The sequence below is a fragment of the Dactylosporangium salmoneum genome, assembly GCF_039532525.1.
GTDB classification, from domain to species: domain Bacteria; phylum Actinomycetota; class Actinomycetes; order Mycobacteriales; family Micromonosporaceae; genus Dactylosporangium; species Dactylosporangium salmoneum.
This window is the reverse complement of record NZ_BAAARV010000092.1, coordinates 29,187-44,369: the sequence shown is the minus strand read 5'-3', so window position 1 is coordinate 44,369 and position 15,183 is coordinate 29,187. Positions and strand designations below refer to the sequence as shown.

Below are 15,183 nucleotides of genomic sequence, written 5' to 3'. Positions count from 1 at the left end.
TAACTTGCGCGTCGATCCCTTTTGCCCCCAGGGCAACGTTCCCTCACCTTGTCTCACCCTCGGCACGGTTCAGCCGATCCTGTCAGGGCAAAGGACCGACGAAGATCACACGAAGCGACGGGTAATCGACTTGACACGGGCTTCGTATGGCCAACCTACGCCCCCGTAAGTTACGGTGACGTAGGCGTAGCCCCCGCCGGTGACGACTTCCTTGAGAGGTGCCATGTCCGTTTCGGTCCTTGACCCCGCGCACAGCGACAGCCCCGATCGCGGGCCGAAGCCACTCACCGAGGGCAAGCAGAACCCCGGCATCATCGTGGCCTTGTGGGCCTTCGTGGTCCTGCCGTTCGTCGCGCTGGTGGCCGCCGTCCCGGTCGCCTGGGGATGGGGCCTGAGCTGGCTCGACGTCGTCCTCGGCCTCGTGTTCTACGTCATCGGCGGCCTGGGCATCGGGACCGGATTCCACCGCTACCTCACCCACGGCTCCTTCAAGGCCAACCGCGGCCTGCGCATCGCGCTCACCATTGCCGGCAGCACCGCGATCGAGGGCGAGCCGACGCAGTGGGTCGCCGACCACCGCCGCCACCACGCGTTCTCCGACCGCGAGGGCGACCCGCACTCGCCGTGGCGCTTCGGGGAGTCCTTCGGCGGCCTGGTGAAGGGCCTGTTCTACGCCCACGTGGGCTGGCTGTTCTTCCGCGAGCTGAGCAACCGCGAGCGCTTCGCCCCCGACCTGGTGGCCGACAAGGACATCCGGCGCATCGACAAGGCGTTCCCGCTGATCGTCACCCTGTCGGCCACCCTGCCCGCGATCATCGCCGGCCTGGTCACCTGGTCGTGGCAGGGCGCGCTGTCGGCGTTCTTCTGGGCCGGCCTCATCCGCATCGGCCTGCTGCACCACGTCACCTGGTCGATCAACTCGATCTGCCATGTGTACGGCGAGCGCCCGTTCGAGACCCGCGACGGCGACCGGGCCAGCAACTTCTGGCCGCTGGCGATCCTGTCCTTCGGCGAGAGCTGGCACAACCTGCACCACGCCGACCCCACCTGTGCCCGCCACGGGGTGGACCGGGGCCAGATCGACATCAATGCGCGCCTCATCTGGATCTTCGAGAAGCTGGGCTGGGCGACCGACGTCCGCTGGCCGAAGCGCGACCGGCTCGACGCCAAGCGCGTCGGGGCTGGCACGATGAACGGGTGACCGAGCGCCCGGAGGACGACGAACAGCCGAGGCCACCCACCCCGCCGCCGTCGATCTCGACCAAGTCGCGGGTGCGGATGTCCTCCGCCCAGCGCCGCGAGCAGCTCATTTCCATCGGCCGCGCGCTCTTCGCCGAACGGGGCTTCGACGCCACCTCCATCGAGGAGGTGGCGTCGCGGGCGAAGGTCTCCAAGCCGGTGGTCTACGAGCACTTCGGCGGCAAGGAGGGCCTCTACGCGGTGGTGGTGGACCGCGAGGTCCGCTCGCTGCTGGATCGGATCACCAACGCGCTGACCGCCGGCCACCCGCACGAGCTGCTCGAGCAGGCCGCGCTGGCCCTCCTGGACTACATCGAGGCGGAGACCGACGGCTTCCGGGTCCTCGTGCGCGAGTCGCCGGTGATGTCGCCGACCGGCAACTTCATGAGCGTGCTCAACGACGTGGCCCACCAGGCCGAGCACATCCTCGGCGCCGAGTTCAAGCGCCGGGGCTTCGACCCCAAGCTCGCCGAGCTGTACTCCCAGGCGCTGGTCGGCATGGTCGCGCTCACCGGCCGGTGGTGGCTGGAGGTGCGCAAGCCCAAGAAGGAGGTCGTGGCCGCGCACCTGGTCAACCTGGCGTGGAACGGCCTGTCCAACATGGAAGGCAAGCCGACCCTGGTCACCCGGTCCGGGAAATGAAGAACGGGCTCAGGTAGGCGACGCTGCGGCCGGCCGAGCGGAAGCCCTCCAGGGCCTCGGCCCGCGGGTCGGCGGGCTCGGCCGGGTCGCTGATGCGCAGTACCACCCAGTCCCCCTCGGCCAGCGGGGTCCGCAGCGCGACCGGCGCCCCGACCCGGAAGTCCCGCTCGGCCACCACCGCCGGCATCGGGCGCCCGGACTGCAGCGCCTGCAGCCGGAGGGTGTGCCCGGCCCACTCGGGCGGCGCCGCGAAGTCCACGACGATGGTCGCGATGCCGCCGTGGTACCGCACGGTGCCCCCCATCGCCGCGCCGTCCATGGTCGCGTCGACGCTCAGGCCGCGCTCCCGGGTGGCGAACATGCGCCGCCCCAGCATGGCCGCCCGGACCCCGGCCCGGCTGCGCTCGGGCGCCCAGAGCCCGGTCCGCCCGAGCCCCGTATGGAAGCCCCAGCCCGTCCGGTGCTCGTCGGTCACCCCGACCACGCCGACCCGCCAGCCGGCGTCCAGGCACTCGACCAGCGGCGAGACGTCTCCTTCGAAGAGGTAGTCCTCGTCGCGGTTGAACAGCTCGAGCGCGACCATGCGTCCGGCGAGGCGGGCGTCGTACCGGAACGCGCCGAACCGCCCCCGCTCCCGCCCCGGATGGTTGAACCCGGCCAGCTCGTCCCCCGCCGCCAGCCAGTCGTGGAGCGCGAGCACGGCCGGCAACCCCTGCTGCGGCAGCGGCTCGACCCAGCGCGCCCCGCCCCACACGTTCATGTGCCCGAGCGACGTGCTGGACCACTCGAACCCGCGCACGGCCACGAACGCCCCCGGCTCGTCGGCCCCGTCGGCGAGCTCGCCGAGCCGCCGCCACCCGTCCTCGTCGATGGTCTTGGCCGGCTCGACCGGCCCGTACGCGTGGTCGGTCAGCGCCGCCACGTCCAGCCCCGCGGCCCGCATCGAGGCGAACGCGTCCTCGGCCGCGCCGTCCCCGTCGGACAGCGCCGTGTGGTTGTGCAGATCGGCGTGGAGCAGGAGCTCGCCGGGGCCGTGCGCCGCCCCGTCACCGTCGATCAGCAGGGTCGAGGCTCCCACGCCCCCAAGCGAACACGACGAAGTCGAGCCCCCGGCGAACGCCCGGCGAAGCAACGGCGACCAGAACTCCGACAAAGACCGCCGAAGCGATAAGTCGGGCGCTCCGCGCCGCGACTTATCGGATTTATACCCCGTCAGGTTATAAGTCCGAAATGTCGTGGCGCGCCAGCGCCCGACATTTCGTGCAAAACGGCCCGGCCGCCAACAGAAAGAGCGGCAGGCGCCGGGCCTGCCGCTCTCGAAAGCAGCGCTCGTTACGCGTGGGCGTGGTGGTGCTCCTCGGCGGTCGTCGAGCCGACCCGGTCGTAGAGGCTTGCGGTGCCGACCACGCCGGCCAGGATGAAGGTGACGATCACGTTGACCATCGAGAAGGCGAAGATGTTCGCCTCGGTCTGCATCACGGCGAGCGAACCCATGCCGACGATGGTCAGGACGATGCCGGCCAGCTGGTTGATCTGGTGGGCGATGTTGCGGCCGATCACGTTCGCGCCGAGGACGACCACGCCGGCGATGATGGACAGCACCGCGAAGGCCGGGTTGGTGCGCAGGCCAAGGGCCCAGGCGGTCTCGTCGCGGGTGAAGAACGGGGCGCCGGAGGTCTGCACGAAGCCGACCACGCCAAAGACCAGCATGTAGAGGCCTGCCACCGCACTGAGCAGCCGGTACAGGGGCCGGAGGTGGTGGTTGATCGGGAAGTGAGACGCCATGGGGAGATCTTAAGATGCGCTCAGCCGGCGATCTCGGCCAGGGCGAGCCATTGCTCCTCGATTTCGGTTTTCTCCTGCTGTACGGCCCGCAGCTGGGTGTCCAGCTCGGTGATCTTCGTGTAGTCGGTGGCGTGCTCGGCCAGCTGGGCGTGCAGCGCCTCCTCCTTCTGGCTCAGCCGGTCGATGCTGCGCTCGAGCTTGGCCAGCTCCTTGCGCGCGGCCCGCTGGTCCTTCTCGCTGGCCCGCAGGTCGGCGGCGCGGTCGGCCGAGGCGGCGGGAGCCGCAGCAGCCGCAGCGGACGGCGCGAAGCCCGAGGAGGCCGAGACGTGGGCCAGGTACTCGTCGACGCCGCCGGGCAGGTGCACCAGGCGGCCGTCGCCGTGCATGCCGTAGACGGTGTCGGCGACGCGCTCGACGAGGTACCGGTCGTGGCTGGCCACCACCAGCGTGCCCGGCCACGTGTCCAGGAGGTCCTCGAGCGCGGCCAGCGTGTCGATGTCGAGGTCGTTGGTCGGCTCGTCGAGCAGCAGGACGTTGGGCTCGGTGGCCAGCAGGCGCAGCAGCTGCAGCCGGCGCCGCTCGCCGCCGGAGAGGTCGGACACCGGGGTCCAGACCCGCGCGCCGGTGAAGCCGAAGACCTCGGCCAGCTGGGCGGCCGACAGCTCGCGGTCGCCGAGCTTGACCCGCTTGGCGACCTCCTCGACCGCCTCCAGCAGGCGCAGGTTGTTGGGCAGCTCGTGCAGCTCCTGGGACAGGAACGCGGGGCGGACCGTGGTGCCGCGCAGCACCCGGCCGCCGTCGGGCTCGCGCAGGCCGGCCAGCACGCGCAGGAGCGTCGTCTTGCCGGCCCCGTTGGCGCCGAGGATGGCGATCCGGTCGCCCGGGCCGACGATCCAGTCCACGCCGTCGAGCAGGGTCCGCTCCCCCGCCTGCAGGCGCAGCCCGTCGAGCTCGTACACCTGCTTGCCCAGCCGGGTCACGGCGAGGCGCTGCAGGGAGACGGTGTCGCGGGCCGGCGGGACGTCGGCGATGAGCGCGTTGGCCGCGTCGATGCGGAACTTGGGCTTGCTGGTGCGGGCCGGCGGGCCGCGGCGCAGCCAGGCGATCTCCTTGCGCAGGAGGTTCTGCCGGCGGGCCTCGGTCTCGGCGGCCACCCGCACGCGCTCGGCCCGGGCCAGGGTCCAGGCCGCGTAGCCGCCCTCGTACGAGCGCACGGTCGCGTCGGCGACCTCCCACGTGGTCGTGCACACCGCGTCGAGGAACCACCGGTCGTGGGTGACCACGATGAGCGCGCCGCGGCGCTGCAGCAGGTGCCGGGCCAGCCAGGCGATGCCGGCCACGTCGAGGTGGTTGGTCGGCTCGTCGAGGATGAGCAGGTCGGCCGGGCGGACCAGCAGCGCGGCGAGCGCGATGCGGCGCCGCTCGCCGCCGGACATCGGGCCGACGGGGGCGTCCAGGCCGAGGTGCGGCATGCCCAGGCCGTTGAGCACCGTGCGCACGCCGGCGTCGCCCGCCCACTCGTGCTCCGCCGCGAAGCCGGCCGGCAGCCACGCCGTGCCGACGATGACATCCCGGACCGACGCCGTGGGCGGCAGGTCGAGGCGCTGCGGGAGGGCGGCGACGCGCAGGTCCCGCCGGTGGGTGACCCGGCCCTCGTCCGGCTCCTCGGCCTTGGTGAGCATGCGCAGCAGGGTCGTCTTGCCGGCCCCGTTGAGCCCGACGATGCCGATGCGGTCGCTGTCGTCGATGCCGAGGGAGACCTCGTCGAAGATGCGCCCGGCGGGGTACGTCTTGGAGACCTTGTCCAGGTTGACGATGTTGGCCACTACAGGACCCTCGCTCCCGGGACCGGGCCGACGGCGGTGCGCACCGCGCGGCAGCACCGGCGCTCCTCCAGGTCGGCGGCGATGAGCGCGGCGTGCCGGCCGTCCTCGGCCAGGAAGACGCAGGTCGGGCCGGAGCCGGAGATCAGCCCGGCCAGCGCGCCCGCCTCGATGCCGGCGTCGAGCACCTGCTGCAGCTCGGGGCGCAGGTGCAGGGCGGCCGCCTGCAGGTCGTTGGCCAGCTCGCCGGCGAGCACCTCGGGGTCGCGCTGGCGCAGGGCGGCCATCAGCCCGTCGGGCGGGCCGGCGTTGGTGCGCCCGCCGAGCTCGTCGAAGGCCCGGTACACCACCGGCGTGGACAGCCCCTCCTCGGCGACGGCCAGCACCCAGTGCCAGGTGTGCCCGCCCGTGAGGATCGGGCTGACGAGCTCGCCCCGGCCGGTGCCCAGGGCCGTACCCCCGAGGACCAGGAAGGGAATGTCGGAGCCCAGCGTGGCGGCCACCACGGCCAGGTCGTCGCGGGACATGCCGGTCCCCCACAGCTGGTCGCAGGCCACCAACGCGGCCGCGGCGTCGGCGCTGCCGCCGGCCAGCCCGGCCGCGATGGGGATCTGCTTCTTCAGGTGCAGCCGGGCGTGCGGGTCGTGACCGGTCTCGGCGGCCAGCGCCCGCACCGCCCGCACGACGAGGTTGTCCTCGCCGAGGGACAGCTCGCCGGTGCCCTCGCCCTCCATGGTGAGCGTCAGCGTGTCGCCACGGCGCGCGGTGATCTCGTCGTAGAGGCCGATCGCGTGGTAGACGGTGGTCAGCTCGTGGTAGCCGTCGGGCCGGGTGGGGCCGACGTGCAGGTGGAGGTTGATCTTCGCGGGCACGCGCACTCGGACCGGTCCGTGCGCGGCCAGGCGCGGCCGGTCGAACTCCTCGTCCTCGGAGAAGAGCGGCTCGGTCACTGCTGCACCCTACCCGGACGCCTCCGCCGGGCGGCGCTGGCTCGCGATGCGCGTGAAGTCCTCCACCGTGAGCTGCTCGCCGCGCAGCCCGGGGTCGACCCCGGCCGCTCGTATCAGCGTTTCCGCCTCCGCCGCGCTCCCGGCCCAGCCGGCCAGCGCCGCTCGCAACGTCTTTCTGCGCTGCGCGAACGCGGCGTCGATCACGGCGAATGTCGCCTTTTTGTCCCCGTTAATCCCATCGTGGGTGACGAACCCGACCAGACCGGACTCGACGTTCGGGACCGGCCAGAAGACCGAGGCCGGCACCTTGCCCGCCTGGCGCGCGGTCGCGTACCAGGCCAGCTTCACGCTCGGCACGCCGTAGACCCGCGACCCGGGGCCGGCGGTGAGCCGGTCGGCCACCTCCTTCTGCACCATCACCAGCCCCCGCCGCAGCGAGGGCACGGTCGCCAGGAGGTGCAGCACGACCGGGACGGCGACGTTGTACGGCAGGTTGGCCACCAACGCCGTCGGCGCGTGTTCGCCGAGGTCGACCCGCAGCGCGTCCCCCGCCACGACGGTCAGCCGGTCGGCGTGCTCCGGGGCGAACTTGGCCACGGTCTCCGGCAGCGCCGCGGCCAGCGGCGGGTCGATCTCGACCGCGCAGACCGGGTTCCCGTGCTCGAGCAGCGCCAGGGTGAGCGAGCCGAGCCCCGGCCCGACCTCGAGCACCACGTCGTCGGGGGCGAGCTCGGCGGCGCGCACGATCCGGCGCACGGTGTTGGGGTCGTGCACGAAGTTCTGCCCGAGCTGCTTGGTGGGGCGGATGCCGAGCCGCTCCGCCAGCTGCCGCACGTCGGCCGGGCCGAGCAGGGTCACGTCCAGCGTCCGAACGCTCGTTCGCCGTTGGCCGACAGCGCGGCGCACAGCGCGTCCAGGTCGTGCCCGGTGATCTCGGCCAGCGCGCGCACCGTCAGCGGAATGAGGTACGAGGCGTTGGGCCGGCCGCGAAACGGCGCCGGAGTGAGGAACGGCGCGTCGGTCTCCACCAGCAGCCCGTCCAGCGGGGTGACGGCGGCGGCCCGGCGCAGGTGGTCGGCGTTGGCGAAGGTCACCGTGCCGGCGAAGCTGAGCAGGAAGCCGCGGTCCAGGCACTCCCGGGCGAACTCCTCGTCGCCGGAGTAGCAGTGCATGACCACCTGGTCGGGCGCGCCCTCCTCGTCGAGCACGGCCAGCACGTCGGCGTGCGCGTCCCGGTCGTGGATGACCAGCGTCTTGCCGTGCCGCTTGGCGATCGCGATGTGGGCGCGGAAGCTCTCGTGCTGCGCCTTGCGCCCCTCCTCGCCGGTGCGGAAGTAGTCCAGCCCGGTCTCGCCGATGCCCCGCACCCGCGGGTGGGCGGCCAGGCGCTCGATCTCGCGCAGCGCGGCGTCGAGGTCGCGCTGGCGCGGCGCGTCGTTGGGGTGCAGCGCCACGGTGGCCACCACGGCCGGGTGCCGCTGGGCCACCTCGACCCCCCACCGCGACGACTCGACGTCCACCCCGACCTGCACCAACCGGTCGATGCCGGCCGCCGCGGCCCGGGCGATGGCGTCCTCGACGGTGGCCGGGCCACCGCTGTCGCCCTCCTCGAGCGTGATGTCGATATGGGTGTGGCTGTCCGGCACGGCGACCGGCAACGGCTCGGGCGCCGGGGGGAAGCTGCCCTGGCGGCTGTGTCTTCTCGCACTCATCGGCGTCAAGCATGCCACCCTCGGTTCGCAGTTAACCCCGCGTTAACCGCCCGAAAACCACCCGCCCCTAGCGTCGCGCTAGTGACGGTAATCGGACACGCGGAAGGGTCCGCGACCCACAGCGTGACGATCGACGGGGTCGCGTATCCGGCCGAGGAGATCGCACAGGGCGCGGCCTACGAGTTGTACGCCACCCACCCCGCCCCGGGCTTCCTGCCCAATCCCCGGCCGGGGGCGAAGTGGCCGTACCGGCGCTTCGTCCACGCCACGGAGGTCACCTCGGCCCTCGACGGCCTGGAGGACGAGCCGCTGCTGATGCCGGTCACCCGGGCGCTGGACTGGGCCACGATCCACCGCCTGAGCCAGACCCCGTCGGCCGCCGCCGCGCTCGCCCCGATCCGCCGCACCGCGGCCCTGCGCCGGGGCACCCGAATGATCAAGTTCCTCTCCGCGCGGCAGCTGCAGGGGTACCTCAAGGGCTGGTCGATCAGCGGCTTCTGCTACCGCGCCTTCGACGTGGCCCACCTGCGCACCCCGGAGGACCTGGCCATCCTGTCCAGCGAGCCCAGCGACGACGTGGTCTTCGCCGTGCGCTGGCGCGCCGTGGACGCCCACGACTACGACGTCCCGCTGGCCGACGCCTACCCCGGCCTGGTCTCGATGCCGCCGCACGACCGCCTCGGCCCGCCGGTGATCGGCACCGGCTTCGCCCCGAGCGGCCGGCACATCGTCCCCGAGTTCGTCACCGCCGACCTGGCCGAGCTGCCGGTGCCCGCGAACACCTCGCTGGTCGCCTACACGGGGGACGGGACCGAGGTGACGCTGTACACGTACCTGCCGGAGCAGCGGGCCTGGAGCCGCATGCACGGCCCGCAGTGGCGCCACCTGGTGCCGGGCCAGTCCGACCAGGAGTACTTCCCGGTCAGCCCGCCCATGACCCGCTACATCGGCAGCTACCGCGACAACGTCTTCGAGGCGATCGTGGACCCGCCGGGCGAGTTCCGGGTGGCGGCCAAGACCCGCGCCGCCCGCTATCCCCTGGAGTCCCTGGCCCGCCGCGTCCCCCGCGCCACCTGGCGCGACGCCCGCTGCACGGTCATCCGCCAGGAGGGCGACTGGCTGCGGCTTCGCCTGTCCCGCCCCGACGGCGACCAGGTCGCCCGCCTGGGCGCCCACTGCGTCGAGCGCGGCCTGTACGAGGCGTGGGCGCCGGCCAACGAGGTGGTCGACGCCCACGAGAGCGATCACTGGTACCAGCTCTAGCTCTGCAGCCGGGCGAGCTCCTCTTCCACGATCGACTCGTCCAGCTTCTTGAACACCGGGGTCGGGGCCTCGAGCTTCGTGCCGGGCGCGATGGCCACGTGCTCCCACTTGGTGCCGACCGTGTAGTCGCCCGTCAGGACCGGGTAGGTCACGCCGTTGTCCAGGTCCTCGACCTCGCGGATCTCGGGCATCGGGGCGTGGACGCCGGTGCCGCCCAGCAGCTCGTGGATGCGCTGCGCGGCGTGGGGCAGGAACGGGGTCAGCAGGGTGTTGCAGTCCTGCACGGCCTGCAGCGCCACGTGGAGGACCGTGCCCATGCGGGCCTTGTCCTCCTTGAGCTTCCACGGCGCCTGGTCGGAGAAGTACTTGTTGACCTCACCCACCACGCGCATGGCCTCGGTGATGGCGGCCTTCTGGCGGTGCTTGCCGAGCAGCTGGCCGACCGAGTCGAAGCCCGCCCGCACCGCGGCGAGCAGGGTCTCGTCCTCCGCCGTGAGCTCGCCCGCCGCCGGGATCTCGCCGAAGTTCTTGGCGGCCATGGAGATGGAGCGGTTGACCAGGTTGCCCCAGCCCGCGACCAGCTCGTCGTTGTTGCGCCGGCGGAACTCCGACCAGGTGAAGTCGGTGTCGTTGGACTCCGGGCCGGCGACGGCGATGAAGTACCGCAGGGCGTCGGCGTCGTAGCGCTCCAGGAAGTCCCGCACGTAGATGACCACGCGGCGGGAGGAGGAGAACTTCTTGCCCTCCATGGTGAGGTACTCCGAGGAGACCACCTCGGTCGGCAGGCTCAGCGCGCCCAGGGCCTGCGGCTTCGGGCCGGAGTAGCCGAGCAGGATCGACGGCCAGATCACCGAGTGGAAGACGATGTTGTCCTTGCCCATGAAGTAGTACCCCTCGGCCTCGGGGTCCTGCCACCACTTCCGCCAGGCCTCGGGTTCGCCCGACCGGCGGGCCCACTCGATCGAGGCCGACAGGTAGCCGATCACGGCGTCGAACCAGACGTAGATCCGCTTGTCGTCGCGGTTCTTCCAGCCCTCCAGCGGGATCGGCACGCCCCACTCCAGGTCCCGGGTGATGGCCCGGGGCTGCAGGTCGTCGATGAGGTTGCGGGAGAACTTGAGCACGTTGGGGCGCCAGCCGTCGCGCGTGTCGAGCCAGGCGTTGAGCTGCTCGGCGAACGCGGGCAGGTCGAGGAAGAAGTGCTCGGTCTCGACGAACTCCGGGGTCTCCCCGTTGATCTTCGAGCGCGGGTTGATCAGCTGGTCCGGGTCGAGCTGGTTGCCGCAGTTGTCGCACTGGTCGCCGCGGGCGCTGTCGTAGCCGCAGATCGGGCAGGTGCCCTCGATGTAGCGGTCGGGCAGCGTGCGGCCGGTCGACGGCGACCGCGCGCCGAGGGTCGTCTTGGCGATGATGTACCCGTTGTCGTACAGGCCCTGGAACAGCTCCTGGACGACGTTGTAGTGGTTGCCGGTGGTGGTGCGGGTGAACAGGTCGTACGTCAGCCCCAGGCCGTGCAGGTCCTCGACGATGACCCGGTTGTAGCGGTCCACCAGCTCGCGCGGGCTCACGCCCTCGGCGTCGGCCTGGACCTGGATCGGCGTGCCGTGCTCGTCCGTGCCCGACACCATCAGCACGTCGTGGCCGGCCATCCGCATGTAGCGGCTGAAGACGTCGGAAGGCACCCCGAATCCGGACACGTGACCGATGTGTCGCGGCCCGTTGGCGTAGGGCCAGGCGACCGCGGTGAGAACACGACTCATGAGCTAGAAGCGTAGTGAACCGCTCGGGCGTTCAGCGAACAGGTTGTTTATCCCGACACGCGACCCACGTCCGAAATGTTGACGATCGCCCGTTGTCCAATGAAAACGTGAACGAATTGCCCGCCCGACGGGGGTGGCGGGGCGAGGCCGCGGGGATTCCGCCGGCCCGGACCCTGGTGCCGGCCGCCGTCGCCACACCCGTAGCCGAACCAGCCATGGGGCCGACCGCCGCCACGCCGCCTGAGGTGTTCCCGCTCTGGCCCACGACGAGCACCATGGCCCTGCACGAGCACGGCGCCGGGCCCGGCCCTGACCCGGGCCCCAGCCTTGACCCGGGCCCCGGCCTCGACCTTGGCGGCGGCGCCGAGGCGGCGCACGCGGCCGGTCGGACCGCGGTGCTCGACCACCTCGCGGGCAAGGCCGAGCAGTGGCCGCCGCCGGCGATGCGGGCGATGCGCCAGCCGCGCGACGATCGCCGGACCTCTCCCCCGCGCCGGACCCGCCGCCCGCGGCGCAGCCGCCCGCCCCGCGGCCCGCTGGCCGGCCTGACCGCGATGCTCCTCATCGGGCTGCTGGCCGGGTTCTTCGCGTGGACCAGCGCGGAACCCTTCTGGCTGGACATGGGGCACGGCGTGCGCGGCACGGCCGAGGTCACCGCCTGCCACGGCTCGGGCCTGCTGCGCCACTGCCGGGCCGACTTCGCCGCCCCGGGCCGGGAGACCGTGGACGGCGCCCGGCTGATGGGCGTCGACGGCGCCACGGGCGCGTCGGTGGCGGCCGAGATGCTGCCGGGCGGGCGGATCGCCTACGCGGGCAACCCCTCGGGGCTGCGGGTGCGCTGGGCGGCGGGGCTCGGGCTCATCGTGCTGTGCGGGGTGGTGCTGGCCTGGCTGACGGGGGCCTGGCGGTTCGCGCGGCTGCGGGAGCGGGCCACGGCGTGGCTGCTGACGGCCGCGGCCCCGGTGGCGCTGAGCGCCGCCATCGTGCTGGCCGCCTACTGACGTACACATCTGAATGCCGGGCCGCCTACGTCGGCCCGGCATTTCGGGTTGAGCGCCGCTACAGCGCCGCGGCCGCTTGCTCCGCCGCGTCGAAGGCCCGGCCGTACAGCAACGCCATCTCCGCGCCCACCGCCTCGTGGTCCTCCCCGGCGAAGACCCGCCGGGCGCTGTCCAGGTACACCGTCCGGTACGCCGCCACGAAGGTCGCCGCCGCGAAGCGCTCCCGCAGGCCCACCGGGCCGCCGCGCTCCGCCGCCAGCAGGCCCGCCAGCAGCTCCTCCAGCTCCTGCACGTACTCCCGCACCCGGGCCAGCAGCGCCGGCGACCCGGTCACCACGCCCCAGAAATGGACGTAGGAGGGCTCGGCGTACCCGCTCATCGGGTGCCGCCGGGCCAGCAGATCGAGAACCAGCGCCCGCACGGCCGCGAGCACCCCCACGCCCGGCGCCCGGTCCCGCACGGCGGCCGTCAACAGCCCGGTCAGCTCCTCCAAGCGGTCGAGGAAGAGGTCCTCCTTGCGCGGGAAGTAGTTGAAGACCGTCTTCGGCGACACGCCCGCGGCGGCGGCGACCTCGGTGACGGTCACCGCATCGAAGCCGCGCCGCACGAACAGGCCGCTCGCCACGTCGGAGATCAACTGCCGCGTCTGGCGCTTCTTGCGCTCACGGAGACCCAACTCACTGTCCACGGCGAAAACTCTAGTTGAAGAAAACTTACTGTCGCTATATCTTTCTAGTGACAGCATGATTTTGGGAGGAACGCATGGACGTCGTGGTTGCGGGGGCCGGGCCGGTCGGGCTGATGCTCGCGAGCGAGCTGGCGCTGGCCGGGGTGCGGGTCACGGTGCTGGAGCGCCGGACCGAGATCGACCTCACGATCAAGGCCGGCTCGCTCAACAGCCCGACGATCGAGGCGCTGGACCGCCGGGGCCTGACCCCGGCGCTGCAGGAGGCGGCCGCGGCCAACCTCAAGGCCTTCGCCAAGGCGCCGGCGGGCAAGCGGTTCGCCGGGCACTTCGGCGGGCTCATGATCGACGCCGACCGGCTCGACCGCTCCGACCCCGAGCTGGCCGCCGCGGCCCGGCTCGGCGCGCTCGCGGTGGTGAGCCAGCAGCAGCTGGAGACGATCCTGGAGAAGCGGGCCCGGGAGCTGGGCGTGGACCTGCGCCGTGGCGTCGAGCTGACCGGCTTCACCGACGACGGCGACGAGGTCGAGCTCGCCACCGATCAGGGGCCGCTCACCACGAGCTGGCTGGTCGGGTGCGACGGCGGGCGGAGCCTGGTGCGCAAGCACGCCGGCTTCGAGTTCCCCGGGACGTCGCCGGAGATCACGGCGTACCAGGCGATGGCCGACATGGAGGGCACCGAAGGACTGCCGGGCGGCTGGCACGCCACCGACACCGGCGTCTACGTCCTGGGGCCGATGCCCGGCCGGGTGCTCGTGGTCGAGTTCCGCGAAGGCGACCCGCGAAAGGGCAAGGTCACCGAGGAGGAGCTGGAAGGGGCCATCCGGCGGGTCACGGGGGCCGACGTACGGGTCACGGGCATCCGCACGGCCACGCGGTTCACCGACAACGCCCGCCAGGCCACGATGTACCGCAAGGGCAGGGTCCTGCTGGCCGGCGACGCCGCGCACGTGCACTCCCCCTTCGGCGGCCAGGGCCTCAACCTCGGCATCGGCGACGCGATGAACCTCGGCTGGAAGCTCGCCGCCGTCGCGCAGGGCCGCGCATCGCAGCGCCTGCTCGACACCTACACGGCCGAGCGGCACCCGATCGGCGCCTGGGTGCTGGACTGGACCCGCGCCCAGATCGCCGTCATGCGGCCGGACCCGCACGCCCGGGCGCTGCGGGCGGTCCTGGCCGACCTGGCGAACACCACGGACGGCGCCACCTATCTCGCCACCCGCCTCTCCGGCGTCTGGCAGGGCTACGACCTGCCGGGCGGGCACCCGCTGACCGGCCGCCCCGCCCCCGAGCTCGAGCTGTCCGACGGGCGGCGCCTGGCGGAGCACCTCCACGACGGCAAGGCGCTGCTGATCAACACGAAGCTCGACGGGTGCCCGCACGCCGTCGCCGCGGGGGCGCCGAGGATGCTCGTGCGCCCCGACGGCTACGTGGCCTGGGCCTCCGACGACGAGGAGATCGACGAGGCGGCCTACTTGTGCGCGATGACCGCCGCGTAGACGTCCCGCTTGGCCAGGGCGTGGCGCTTGGCCACCTCCAGGGTCGCCGCCTTGCGATCGACGCCGGCGGCGACCAGGGCGGCCACCTCCGCGGCCAGTTCGGCGTCGCTGGGCCGCTCGGCCGCGGCCGCCGGCGCCCCGGCCACCACGAGCGTGATCTCGCCGCGGGCCGACTCGGCGTCGGCGGCCAGCGACGCGAGGGTGCCGCGGCGGATCTCCTCGTACGTCTTGGTGAGCTCCCGGCACAGCGCCGCCGGGCGGTCCTCGCCGAATGCCAGCGCCAGGTCCTGCAGCGTGTCGGCGATGCGGTGCGGCGACTCGAAGAACACCAGGGTGCGCGGCTCGGCCGCCAGCGCGGCGAAGTACGCCCGCCGCTCCCCCGGCCGCCGCGGCGGGAAGCCCTCGAAGCAGAACCGGTCGCACGGCAGCCCGGAGACCGCCAGGGCCGTCACCACCGCGCTCGGGCCCGGGGCGGCGGTCACCGGCACGCCGCGCGCGATCGCCGCCCGCACGAGCCGGAAGCCGGGGTCGGAGACGCTGGGCATGCCGCCGTCGGTGACCACGGCGATGGTCAGCCCTTCGGCGAGCAGGTCGGCCAGCTCCGGGGTGCGCCGCTCCTCGTTGCCCTCGAAGTAGCTCACCAGCCGGCCCTTGATCTCGACGCCGAGATGCTGGGCGAGGCGGCCCAGCCGGCGGGTGTCCTCGGCGGCGACCACATCGGCGGTCGCGAGCGTTTCACGCAGGCGCGGCGACGCGTCTTCGGGATTTCCCAGCGGCGCTCCGAGCAGAATCAACGGCACATGTGCGATGGTGGCATCCCGCGC

At 72.6% G+C, this 15,183-nt stretch carries 14 protein-coding genes; 5 read left to right on the top strand and 9 right to left on the bottom strand.

Features of this window, described 5'->3' with window-relative positions; all coding sequences use genetic code 11:
* Nucleotides 1-223 precede the first annotated feature (223 nt).
* On the top strand, nucleotides 224-1,201 hold the full coding sequence (locus ABD352_RS45770) for an acyl-CoA desaturase (RefSeq protein WP_344618897.1): 978 nt from the start codon (nucleotides 224-226) through the stop codon (nucleotides 1,199-1,201).
* 77 nt (nucleotides 1,202-1,278) lie between these two features.
* Nucleotides 1,279-1,881 carry a TetR family transcriptional regulator gene (locus ABD352_RS45765; RefSeq protein ID WP_344618911.1) on the top strand — a complete coding sequence of 201 codons (603 nt, stop codon included), beginning with the start codon at nucleotides 1,279-1,281 and terminating at the stop codon, nucleotides 1,879-1,881.
* Here ABD352_RS45765 and ABD352_RS45760 read toward each other — a convergent pair.
* The 6 genes from ABD352_RS45760 to ABD352_RS45735 form a co-directional block, all read right to left on the bottom strand.
* On the bottom strand, nucleotides 1,862-2,959 hold the full coding sequence (locus ABD352_RS45760) for a CehA/McbA family metallohydrolase (protein ID WP_344618896.1): 1,098 nt from the start codon (nucleotides 2,957-2,959) through the stop codon (nucleotides 1,862-1,864). The genes ABD352_RS45765 and ABD352_RS45760 overlap by 20 nt on opposite strands.
* Nucleotides 2,960-3,213: 254 nt before the next feature.
* The gene (locus ABD352_RS45755) at nucleotides 3,214-3,666 is read right to left on the bottom strand and encodes a DUF4383 domain-containing protein (RefSeq protein ID WP_344618895.1); all 453 of its coding nucleotides are present in this window, start codon (nucleotides 3,664-3,666) and stop codon (nucleotides 3,214-3,216) included.
* Between the two features lie 20 nt (nucleotides 3,667-3,686).
* A complete protein-coding gene (locus ABD352_RS45750) occupies nucleotides 3,687-5,492 on the bottom strand; it encodes an ABC-F family ATP-binding cassette domain-containing protein (protein ID WP_344618894.1) in 1,806 nt (601 codons plus the stop codon).
* Nucleotides 5,492-6,439, bottom strand: a complete 948-nt coding sequence (locus tag ABD352_RS45745) for a 4-(cytidine 5'-diphospho)-2-C-methyl-D-erythritol kinase (RefSeq protein WP_344618893.1) — start codon at nucleotides 6,437-6,439, stop codon at nucleotides 5,492-5,494. Before ABD352_RS45745 ends, ABD352_RS45750 begins: the two co-directional genes overlap by 1 nt.
* A 9-nt stretch (nucleotides 6,440-6,448) precedes the next feature.
* The gene (gene rsmA, locus ABD352_RS45740) at nucleotides 6,449-7,297 is read right to left on the bottom strand and encodes a 16S rRNA (adenine(1518)-N(6)/adenine(1519)-N(6))-dimethyltransferase RsmA (RefSeq protein WP_425553925.1); all 849 of its coding nucleotides are present in this window, start codon (nucleotides 7,295-7,297) and stop codon (nucleotides 6,449-6,451) included.
* Nucleotides 7,294-8,151 carry a TatD family hydrolase gene (locus tag ABD352_RS45735; protein WP_344618892.1) on the bottom strand — a complete coding sequence of 286 codons (858 nt, stop codon included), beginning with the start codon at nucleotides 8,149-8,151 and terminating at the stop codon, nucleotides 7,294-7,296. Before ABD352_RS45735 ends, rsmA begins: the two co-directional genes overlap by 4 nt.
* An 81-nt stretch (nucleotides 8,152-8,232) precedes the next feature.
* On the opposite strand from ABD352_RS45735, the gene ABD352_RS45730 reads away from it, so the two are divergent.
* Nucleotides 8,233-9,414: a hypothetical protein gene (locus ABD352_RS45730; protein WP_344618891.1), complete on the top strand. Its 1,182-nt coding sequence runs from the start codon at nucleotides 8,233-8,235 to the stop codon at nucleotides 9,412-9,414.
* Here ABD352_RS45730 and metG read toward each other — a convergent pair.
* Nucleotides 9,411-11,174, bottom strand: a complete 1,764-nt coding sequence (metG, locus tag ABD352_RS45725) for a methionine--tRNA ligase (protein ID WP_344618890.1) — start codon at nucleotides 11,172-11,174, stop codon at nucleotides 9,411-9,413. The two genes, ABD352_RS45730 and metG, sit on opposite strands and share 4 nt — an antisense overlap.
* Before the next feature lie 107 nt (nucleotides 11,175-11,281).
* Between metG and ABD352_RS45720 the strand changes: the two genes are divergently transcribed.
* On the top strand, nucleotides 11,282-12,175 hold the full coding sequence (locus ABD352_RS45720; RefSeq protein WP_344618889.1) for a hypothetical protein: 894 nt from the start codon (nucleotides 11,282-11,284) through the stop codon (nucleotides 12,173-12,175).
* A gap of 58 nt (nucleotides 12,176-12,233) precedes the next feature.
* Here ABD352_RS45720 and ABD352_RS45715 read toward each other — a convergent pair whose 3' ends face one another.
* Nucleotides 12,234-12,863, bottom strand: a complete 630-nt coding sequence (locus tag ABD352_RS45715) for a TetR/AcrR family transcriptional regulator (protein ID WP_344618888.1) — start codon at nucleotides 12,861-12,863, stop codon at nucleotides 12,234-12,236.
* A gap of 74 nt (nucleotides 12,864-12,937) precedes the next feature.
* Here ABD352_RS45715 and ABD352_RS45710 point away from each other — a divergent pair, with 74 nt between their 5' ends.
* On the top strand, nucleotides 12,938-14,359 hold the full coding sequence (locus ABD352_RS45710; protein ID WP_344618887.1) for an FAD-dependent monooxygenase: 1,422 nt from the start codon (nucleotides 12,938-12,940) through the stop codon (nucleotides 14,357-14,359).
* On the opposite strand, the gene rsmI is transcribed toward ABD352_RS45710, so the two are convergent.
* On the bottom strand, nucleotides 14,332-15,159 hold the full coding sequence (rsmI, locus tag ABD352_RS45705; protein ID WP_425553924.1) for a 16S rRNA (cytidine(1402)-2'-O)-methyltransferase: 828 nt from the start codon (nucleotides 15,157-15,159) through the stop codon (nucleotides 14,332-14,334). The two genes, ABD352_RS45710 and rsmI, sit on opposite strands and share 28 nt — an antisense overlap.
* Nucleotides 15,160-15,183: the final 24 nt, after the last annotated feature.

Bases quoted from the DNA above. Each gene is read 5' to 3' on its own strand.
- ABD352_RS45735 (WP_344618892.1), bottom strand. From the start codon at position 8,151: ATGAGTGCGAGAAGACACAGCCGCCAGGGCAGCTTCCCCCCGGCGCCC.
- ABD352_RS45770 (WP_344618897.1), top strand. From the start codon at position 224: ATGTCCGTTTCGGTCCTTGACCCCGCGCACAGCGACAGCCCCGATCGC.
- ABD352_RS45765 (WP_344618911.1), top strand. From the start codon at position 1,279: ATGTCCTCCGCCCAGCGCCGCGAGCAGCTCATTTCCATCGGCCGCGCG.
- metG (WP_344618890.1), bottom strand. From the start codon at position 11,174: ATGAGTCGTGTTCTCACCGCGGTCGCCTGGCCCTACGCCAACGGGCCG.
- ABD352_RS45710 (WP_344618887.1), top strand. From the start codon at position 12,938: ATGGACGTCGTGGTTGCGGGGGCCGGGCCGGTCGGGCTGATGCTCGCG.
- ABD352_RS45755 (WP_344618895.1), bottom strand. From the start codon at position 3,666: ATGGCGTCTCACTTCCCGATCAACCACCACCTCCGGCCCCTGTACCGG.